At 58.6% G+C, this 5,575-nt stretch carries 7 protein-coding genes; 2 read left to right on the top strand and 5 right to left on the bottom strand.

Going from position 1 to position 5,575, the window contains the following annotated elements; translation table 11 throughout:
* Positions 1-255: 255 nt before the first annotated feature.
* Both ACESMZ_RS17385 and ACESMZ_RS17390 read left to right on the top strand, forming a co-directional pair.
* Positions 256-1,464: an acyl-CoA dehydrogenase family protein gene (locus tag ACESMZ_RS17385; RefSeq protein WP_372973074.1), complete on the top strand. Its 1,209-nt coding sequence runs from the start codon at positions 256-258 to the stop codon at positions 1,462-1,464.
* Between the two features lie 11 nt (positions 1,465-1,475).
* Positions 1,476-2,612: an acyl-CoA dehydrogenase family protein gene (locus tag ACESMZ_RS17390; RefSeq protein WP_372973075.1), complete on the top strand. Its 1,137-nt coding sequence runs from the start codon at positions 1,476-1,478 to the stop codon at positions 2,610-2,612.
* A 148-nt stretch (positions 2,613-2,760) separates the two neighbouring features.
* Here ACESMZ_RS17390 and ACESMZ_RS17395 read toward each other — a convergent pair whose 3' ends face one another.
* The 5 genes from ACESMZ_RS17395 to ACESMZ_RS17415 form a co-directional block, all read right to left on the bottom strand.
* Positions 2,761-2,958 carry a DUF2283 domain-containing protein gene (locus ACESMZ_RS17395; RefSeq protein ID WP_372973076.1) on the bottom strand — a complete coding sequence of 66 codons (198 nt, stop codon included), beginning with the start codon at positions 2,956-2,958 and terminating at the stop codon, positions 2,761-2,763.
* Positions 2,959-3,186: 228 nt separating this feature from the next.
* Positions 3,187-3,690, bottom strand: coding sequence for a hypothetical protein (locus ACESMZ_RS17400; protein ID WP_372973077.1), 504 nt, complete (start codon positions 3,688-3,690; stop codon positions 3,187-3,189).
* 15 nt (positions 3,691-3,705) lie between these two features.
* A complete protein-coding gene (locus ACESMZ_RS17405; protein WP_372973078.1) occupies positions 3,706-4,143 on the bottom strand; it encodes a hypothetical protein in 438 nt (145 codons plus the stop codon).
* A 457-nt stretch (positions 4,144-4,600) separates the two neighbouring features.
* Positions 4,601-4,954: a type II toxin-antitoxin system PemK/MazF family toxin gene (locus ACESMZ_RS17410; protein ID WP_372973079.1), complete on the bottom strand. Its 354-nt coding sequence runs from the start codon at positions 4,952-4,954 to the stop codon at positions 4,601-4,603.
* Positions 4,951-5,184, bottom strand: a complete 234-nt coding sequence (locus ACESMZ_RS17415) for a DUF2281 domain-containing protein (protein WP_372973080.1) — start codon at positions 5,182-5,184, stop codon at positions 4,951-4,953. The genes ACESMZ_RS17410 and ACESMZ_RS17415 overlap by 4 nt, the downstream gene beginning before the upstream one ends.
* Between the last annotated feature and the right edge of the window lie 391 nt (positions 5,185-5,575).

The raw sequence follows: 5,575 nt of genomic DNA on the forward strand, positions 1-5,575 counted from the left end.
CGGTCGCGGGCGTGGGCGCGCCGGACCAGGAGCGGGCACTGGCGGGGCGGCTCGCCGCGGCGCTGGCGCGCCGCACCGGGCGCGCGGTCCAGTGGCGGGGGGGGGGGCGCCCCCCCGCCCCCCCCCCCCCCCCCACTCCAACTTCGGAGTTTGGCCGCTCCCCCTCACCCTAACCCTCTCCCGCCAGGGGAGAGGGAATAGTTCCGGAGTCAGTTTTGAACCCCACGCATTCCCGGCAACTGCCCCGAGGTATCTATGTCCACCCAGGAACCAGCCGAACTCAAAACCTTCCGCCACCAGGTCCGCGAGTTCATCGAACAGCACGCGGATGATGAGATCCTGGAAGCTGGCCGCAAGACCACCAGTTTTTTCCCGCCCTTCGATCAGGTCATGAAGTGGCACCGCATTCTTCACAGCCAGGGCTGGTCCGCCATCCGCTGGCCGGAGGAATATGGTGGTACCGGCTGGGATGTACCGCGGCAGCTGATCTTCGAGGAAGAGTGCCGGCGGGCTGGTGTGCCGCTGCTGCTGCCCCAGAGCATCTCCATGGTGGGCCCTGCAATCATCCATTACGGCACCGATGAGCAGAAGCGCAAGCATCTGCCGGGCATCCTTTCGGGTGAGAATTTCTGGGCCCAGGGGTACTCCGAACCCAATGCCGGTTCCGACCTGGCATCCCTGAAATGCCGGGCCGAACGGGACGGGGATCACTACGTCATCAATGGCTCCAAGACCTGGACGACCTACGCCCATCACGCCAATCGCCTGTTCCTGCTGGTGCGCACCGGTGGCGCTGGCAAACCGCAGCAGGGCATCAGCTTTTTCCTGATCGAGGACCTGACCGACCCGGGCATCGAGATCCGGCCCATCATCGGTCTTGATGGCGTACCGGAGCAGTGCGACGTGTTCTTTACCAACGTCCGGGTTCCCGTGGATTGCTGTCTCGGGGAGGAGAACGACGGCTGGTCCGTGGCCAAGTACCTTCTGGAGCACGAACGGGGTGGGGGAACCTCCTTCGCCACCACCTTCCGCCATGAACTGGCCACGATACGCCGGCTGGCTGGCCGCACCGGTGATGGTTTCGGGGGCTTCCTGGCGGATGACCCGGTATTCCAGGACCGCTACGTCCGCCTGCACCTGGAAGTGGATACCCTGGAGGCAACCGAGGAGGTGTTTGCGGCCATGGAAAAGGGCTCGCCGGCATCCGGCCCCATGAGCTCCATGATCAAGATTACCTCCATGGAAACCATTCAGCGCATCACCGAACTGGCCATCGACGTGGCGGGAACCCCGTCACTGGCACTGCAACTGGCCGCCCTGACCGTGGGCAGTGGCGTGGAGCCCATCGGCGAGGAGGATGCCCTGACCCTGATGCCCAAATACCTGAACAACCGTGCCGCCTCCATCTTTGGTGGCAGTAACGAAATCCAGCGCAATATCATCGCCAAGACCCTGTTGCGGTAAGGAGACGGACCATGAGTACCCTTAACCAGGAAACCCGCTCCATGCTGGAAGACAGCGTTAACCGGTTCGTGCAGGGGGAATACACCTTCGACGACCGCAAACGCAATCAGAAGGAGCATCAGGGGCAATCCCCGAATCATTGGCAAACCTTTGCCGAAATGGGATGGCTGGCGATACCGTTTACTGAGGACCAGGGGGGCCTGGGCGGTGATATCACCGACACCCTGGGCGTGATGAAAGGCTTCGGCCGGGGCCTGGTGACCGAACCCTACCTGGGCGTGCTGACAGCGGCACGCCTGCTGGCGCTTGCTGAAGCGCAAGGTGAGGGTGCTGAGTTATTGGCAGGCATTATCTCTGGCGCTCGCCAGGCTGTGTTCGCCTGCGAAGAACCTCAGAGCCGGGGCAACCCCCTGGCCGTGGAAACCCGTGCCGAGCCTGATGGCAGCGGTTTTCGCCTCAGTGGCGAAAAAAACGCCGTTATACACAGCCTGAATGCCAGCCACGTGCTGGTGTCCGCCCGCAGTGACGGCGATTATACCGATCACGAGGGTATCGACCTGTTCCTGGTGGAACTGGACTCGCCGGGCGTGGAAGTCACCGGATATCCGATGATCGATGGTCATCAGGGGGCCAATATACGATTTGACGGAGTCGCGGTCAGTGCGGCACAGCGGCTGACCGAGGAGGGCGAGGCTGCAGGCGTGATACTGCAGGTCCACAGTGAAAGCCTGCTGATGCTGACAGCGGAAGCGGTGGGCATTATGGAAACCCTGGTGAAGAAAACCGTCGCCTATACCCGCACCCGCAAACAGTTCGGCGTCGCCCTGGCGGAGTTCCAGGTGCTGCAGCACCGCATGGCAGAGATGTACATCGAAACCACCAGCCTCGCCAACCTGCTGACCCAGACCGCCCATCGCTGGACAGGCGCCGACGTCCACCAACAGGCCATCCTTGCCTCAAAACTCAAGGCCCGCCTGGGCCAGGCCGCCCGCTACGTGGGTCAGCAGGCCATACAGCTACATGGCGGTATCGGCATGACCGACGAGTTGGATATCGGTCACTACTTCAAGCGACTGACGTCCATCGAGCTGCAACTGGGTAATGCCGAGTGGCACCGGAAGCGGTTGTGGCGGGAGCATGCGGCCTGATTTCTTCTACGTAAGCCGGTGGCTGGGTACCCCCTTCCGAAACGAGAACCCTGTTCTCTGACTGTTTCGGAAGGGGGTACCCCGCCCCCAGCGGTTTGCACCTGACCGGAAACCGGTATGTCCCCTTTATTTGAAGCACGCGGCCTGATCAGGCCGCAATTTGCTCGAAGGAAAAGTGCGGGATATCGGTGCGCCTGCTGGCGTGCTCGAAGGTGATGGCGCATATCTGGCCTTCGTGATCCACATCCACGGTGGTGTTCTCGTCAAGGTCACGGGTTTCGGCAATCTCGGCGCCCCGGAGCTCGATGTACAGGGTATCTGAGTCCTGAAAATATTTGATTTTCATGGCCGGAACCTCCGATCAAAAAAGGCGTTCTGCGCGGTTTCGCCACATTCGAGAAGAATAAAACTTAGAAAACGTCTCTGCGCTTCCGGTATGGCTCGCCAAAGCCGGTTTCCTTTGCCCGGTCTGAATTTTCCTGCCCATGGTGTGTTACTCATACACTAGTGCGCCTTGTTCAATATCTCCGCACGGCTACGCTGAAAGGCGAAAACCCTGTGTTAGTTAGAAGCACTAGTCTTGAAACGATTCTGGCGCATTACAGGAGGGGTGCTCCGGTTGAGGGGTCGCGGGATCAAGATAGCGGGCAAACAGCTCGCTGTGCAGCCAGGCATATCTATGCTTTTTCAGAAGAACGCTCAAGGCAAGTGATCCGCCATCTGCAGCAGGGCCAATCAGAAGTAGGCAACTCGATTCAGGCGTTGCTTCAATCGCCTGGGGGCTGGCCGGGGCCTCGGCAAACAACAGCGGGTATCTCAGTGAGGATTCAAACACTTCTATGGGGATGCTTTCGCCGGAACTATCGGAGGTCCTTAAAAACATCTCCCGCGCTTCCCGGTCCCAGCGGTCGGCAAGCAGCCGCAGCGGGGTGTCCTTTTGCGTTAGCGCAAGGTACTCCTCGTAGGTTGTTTCAGGGGAGCTGGTTGCGGCACTATCATGAGATGCGCAGCCGGTAACGGCCATCAGCGCCGTCGCTATACCCGCAGCGCGCAAGAACGGTCTCAGTTTCGGTTCCATTACGACAGATCCTTGTCAGTTGTTACGGAAGGCACCTTTGGCGTTTGCTTCGAATCGGCTGTCCGCGTTGATCACCCGAGCAGCCTGGCATAGCAAGCCGGTGCATTCCGTAATCAGGGTGTCGAAATCAATAATTCCTGAAAAACTCAAATTCAACGCACCGATCTTTCCGCTAATGCTATAGGAAAAAAGATCACCCTCTGTCGCACTGAAACGAACGCTGATCCACCTCACCTCCCAGCCAATCTTGTCTTTCTGGGCAGGGGTCAATGAAAAAGACGCGTTTCCCGCTGATCCTGAAATTGAGACGTCGCCGTTTTGATCAAACGAAAGGGAAAAATTTCCTGCGGATTTAGTCAGGGAAGTCACCAGCCCATCATCATGGTCATAGGCGAAGCTGATCAGTTTGGCAATGGTGAGCTGTGCGCGAAAGCGCTCCGAAGCGGTTGACATGACAGTTCCTTTGTATGAGCAATTAATCCATTAAAGCAGTGAAAAACTAACACGCGGTGTGGGGCGGGGCAACTGGCCTGCTTGTCGCAGGCAATGTTTGTCACGCCCTACTGGGATCTCGATGAGTCAGTAATCCTGAAATGTTTGCTCCAGAGTCAACCATCGCGGGTCTGGTCGTCGTTCGAAAGGCCACTTCCCGGGGTCAGACCCATTTTCAAATGGAAAATCGGGTCTGACCCCATTTTACAAGCGACCGACGTCCATTGAATTGCAACTGGGTAACCCCGAACGGCACCGGAAGCGGTTGTGGCGGGAGCATGCGGCCTGATTGCTTCTACGTAAGCCGGTGGCTGGGTACCCCCCTTCCGAAACAGTCAGAGAACAGGGTTCTCGTTTCGGAAGGGGGGTACCCAGCCACCGGCATTTTGCATCTGACCGGCAACCCGGTTTGTTCCCTTTATTTGCAATTACCTATGATCCAGTGACCGGTTCGCTGACGGAGGTCACGAAGACGTTCGTCAGATATCAAGCCAAGCTGCCCCAGTAAAAGAGATCCATCGAGTACCGCTAAGCGGGACAGTCGAAATACACTTGCGACTTTGAGGCCAGAAGGCAAGAATTCCTCACTGGTGGGCTCCAGAATCCAGTCCAACTTCGGTTCCGCCTGTCGTAACTGGGAGGAGATCATGCACACCAGCCAATCATCTTTGGCATTGTCCAGTTGACGCAATAGTAGGACCGGGCGTTTTTTGTTCTGCTCCAGGTTCGTGTAAGGAAACGGCATCAGGGCAATTTGACCGGATTGCTTCACTGCCATCGTTCCTTGAGATCGTCATCTGAGTAGAGCTCAGGTTCGTCCTCGATACCCCGCATGGCCTGCTGAACGCTCATGTCCTTGAACTGTTTATCGGACCAGTCGGGTTGCTCATCGTTAGTCACGTGGCCATAACGCTGTTCGAGGAACGCGACGAAGTCCAGGACCTCCTGTTGGCGGGAGGGGGGTAAACGGCTCACTTTAGAGACGAGTTCGTCCAATTGCATAGGGTTGGCCCTCAACTGAAACCAGTTTTCAGCCAACTATAGCATAGGTGCGCTCAGGCGGGTTCTTGTGGTCTGTTGGTGCGTTCGAAAGGAGAGAAGAATTGCCCCTTTGATAGAAGCCGGGGCCGGGTCTCCCTTCCGAGACAGTCAGAGAACAGGGTTCTCGTTTCGGAAGGGAGACCCGGCCCCGGCGCCTCGCACCAGGCTGGACAACAAGCCCGGGTCAATCCTCGATAAGAATCAGATCATGTTCCGGCGTGGGGCGCTGACCGGCTACGGGTACCAGTGCGGACAGGTCGCTGCCGAATAGCTCACCAATACGCACGGTGCCCACGCGCTCGCCTGCACGCCAGGTGATGGGCTGGCCGTTGGGGGCGCGGACCAGGGTGCC

Source organism: Marinobacter sp. (assembly GCF_041690615.1).
Taxonomy (GTDB): domain Bacteria; phylum Pseudomonadota; class Gammaproteobacteria; order Pseudomonadales; family Oleiphilaceae; genus Marinobacter.

What these genes read in the sequence shown, in the direction of transcription:
- ACESMZ_RS17385 (WP_372973074.1), top strand. Translation starts at nt 256, where the DNA reads ATGTCCACCCAGGAACCAGCCGAACTCAAAACCTTCCGCCACCAGGTC.
- ACESMZ_RS17390 (WP_372973075.1), top strand. Translation starts at nt 1,476, where the DNA reads ATGAGTACCCTTAACCAGGAAACCCGCTCCATGCTGGAAGACAGCGTT.
- ACESMZ_RS17395 (WP_372973076.1), bottom strand. Translation starts at nt 2,958, where the DNA reads ATGAAAATCAAATATTTTCAGGACTCAGATACCCTGTACATCGAGCTC.
- ACESMZ_RS17400 (WP_372973077.1), bottom strand. Translation starts at nt 3,690, where the DNA reads ATGGAACCGAAACTGAGACCGTTCTTGCGCGCTGCGGGTATAGCGACG.
- ACESMZ_RS17405 (WP_372973078.1), bottom strand. Translation starts at nt 4,143, where the DNA reads ATGTCAACCGCTTCGGAGCGCTTTCGCGCACAGCTCACCATTGCCAAA.
- ACESMZ_RS17415 (WP_372973080.1), bottom strand. Translation starts at nt 5,184, where the DNA reads ATGCAATTGGACGAACTCGTCTCTAAAGTGAGCCGTTTACCCCCCTCC.